General features: G+C 34.0%; 4 protein-coding genes. All 4 read right to left on the bottom strand.

Translation table 11 applies throughout. The annotated features are described in order from the left end of the window. Positions 1-162: 162 nt before the first annotated feature. Positions 163-396, bottom strand: coding sequence for a hypothetical protein (locus ACOYLP_RS11790; RefSeq protein ID WP_422856364.1), 234 nt, complete (start codon positions 394-396; stop codon positions 163-165). Between the two features lie 43 nt (positions 397-439). Further along, a complete protein-coding gene (locus tag ACOYLP_RS11785) occupies positions 440-1,264 on the bottom strand; it encodes a DUF6048 family protein (RefSeq protein WP_422856363.1) in 825 nt (274 codons plus the stop codon). Beyond that, positions 1,236-1,730 carry a DUF6452 family protein gene (locus ACOYLP_RS11780; protein WP_422856362.1) on the bottom strand — a complete coding sequence of 165 codons (495 nt, stop codon included), beginning with the start codon at positions 1,728-1,730 and terminating at the stop codon, positions 1,236-1,238. Before ACOYLP_RS11780 ends, ACOYLP_RS11785 begins: the two co-directional genes overlap by 29 nt. A gap of 82 nt (positions 1,731-1,812) precedes the next feature. After that, a partial coding sequence (locus ACOYLP_RS11775) for a class I SAM-dependent RNA methyltransferase (protein WP_422856361.1) occupies positions 1,813-2,165 on the bottom strand: 353 nt, incomplete at its 5' end.

Genomic DNA, 2,165 nt, shown 5'->3' with positions numbered 1-2,165 from the left:
TTTCTTTAAAAGATTTTAGAGGTTCAAAAATAAGGCATTTAGTAAAGAAATAAAACATTGAATTTTTAATGTTTACTTAAAATTAAATACTTATTTCAATCTGACTATTAGATGATTCAATCCGTTGACAATATTTTTAACTAGTTTATATTTATTCTTTGGTTATCCCACTTCTCGAATGCCTTTTAATAGCAGCCAGCGCATGAATATTTTTTCACCATCGGGAGTTTGTACTGCCTGAAATTTAGGCGCCGTAAGTGTACCAACCACAAAAGCCGTTATTGGAATAAATAAACCTGTTAGGTTGGTATATTCCTCTATAAGGAACCGAAATAAAATGAAAAGTATTGCAAAGCATACAAGGTTATAAAGGAAAGATTTTACTTTTTTTGACATGATGTTTTAAATTGAGATTTAGGAATTAGAATTTTTCTATATTCTATTTTCTTTTGTCTTTTTTCTTAGCTTCTTCTTTAGTTTCTTTCTGTTCGCCTTTGGATCTATTGTTCCGGCTCTTTTTGGCTTTAACCGTTGCTTTATACAAAGGAATGAAGTAAGAAACAGTATAATTAAATCCTACACCAAAGGCTCCATTATAAGTTCTGTTGAATCCGGGAATATAGAGGTTGTCAAAGTTATTAGGAATTTTTTGAGACATCAATCGGTTGAGTCTAAAACTGAAACCTACGAAGATATTGTTAAATACTTCCGCTCTCATACCGGCAACTACTTCTATCCATTGTGCTGATAAGCCATCAAAATTTTCACCTGAAATGATAACTGGAGATTCTCCAAAATATTGGTTTGGATTATAAATTTGATAACTATTTAATTTTTGGCTAAAACTACTTACACCATAACGTAAACCAACTGAAATAATGTTTTCCATATTGCCCCAATTCTGAAAAGAGTTGTAATCAAATCCAACTTTTATATAGGTTCCTTTGGTTGTAAAGTTGACTTGGTCGTCATCTACTGTTTTGTTTTCGTTACCAATTTCAGCCGCCAAATAGTGCCTTCTAGTTAAACGATAATCACCAACAAGTTCCAATCCACGATAGTCGGTTTCGTAAAATGAACGCGTTAGTTTGAATAAATCAACTCCAACACGTAAACCATAACGCTCTTTTTTTACCGGAACACTGTCTTTTTTTGTCGTTGACTTTTCCTTCGTTTTTTCGCTTACGCCTTTGTCTTGTGCATTGCCTAAAAACGAAAGCAATACCAAAGCAATACTAAAAGTAAATTTTGATATGTGTTTCATTTTCAGTTTCAATGTTTGTTGTTACTATGTTGATGTCTTGTATCCAAAAATCTTCTGGTGTTGCAGTATCAGTTTTGATAACACCATCAGGACTATCATTCAATAAAAAAATGGTCTTATAACCACAAGCTCTAGATACAAAAATATTTTGTCGGATATAATTAAATTGAAGCGAATCTTCATTTGCACCGGTTGCACTGGCGCTGTTCAATATCAGACTGTATTTGGTTATATCATTTGTAATATCTAGTGGTAACTCAACTTTATTAACTCCGTTATAAGTACCTAATTCAGATTGTCCTTCACCGGTTACCTTTAGATTTAAAACATTTTTCAAATTAGAAGGGTTGGAAATGTCATAAAATTCTAAAACCAATCGGGGAGTTGTTTCTTCAGCACAGATATCGTCCTTCTCGCAACCTGAGAAAGTAATTGTCAGTAAAAGCAGCAATACTATTTTTTTCATTTTTATTTTGAGTTAAGTCTTCAGTCTCAGTTTTCAGCCTCATTTTATAATTGCAACTGCGACTGTATAGTGTGACTGTAAACTATCTTCGCTCCAAAAGTACGACATTTTCTACATGATGCGTTTGCGGAAACATATCTACCGGACGGACGCGTGTTACTTTGTATTGTTCATCCATTAACGCTAAATCACGGGCTTGTGTAGCCGAGTTGCAGCTAACATACACAATCTTATTGGCACCAATTTTAAGCAATTGTTCCACAACATCTTTGTGCATTCCGTCTCTTGGCGGATCGGTTATTATTACATCGGGCTGGCCGTGTTGCGCTATAAAGTCATCGTTAAATACATTTTTCATATCGCCAACATAAAACTCACAATTGCTAATGTTGTTACGTTTCGCATTCTCCTTAGCATCTGCAATGGCTTCAGGTA

It is taken from the genome of Flavobacterium sp., from assembly GCF_049318325.1.
Classification (GTDB): Bacteria; Bacteroidota; Bacteroidia; order Flavobacteriales; family Flavobacteriaceae; genus Flavobacterium.
The sequence above is the reverse complement of the archived record's forward strand: the minus strand, read 5'-3'. Positions and strand labels throughout refer to the sequence as shown.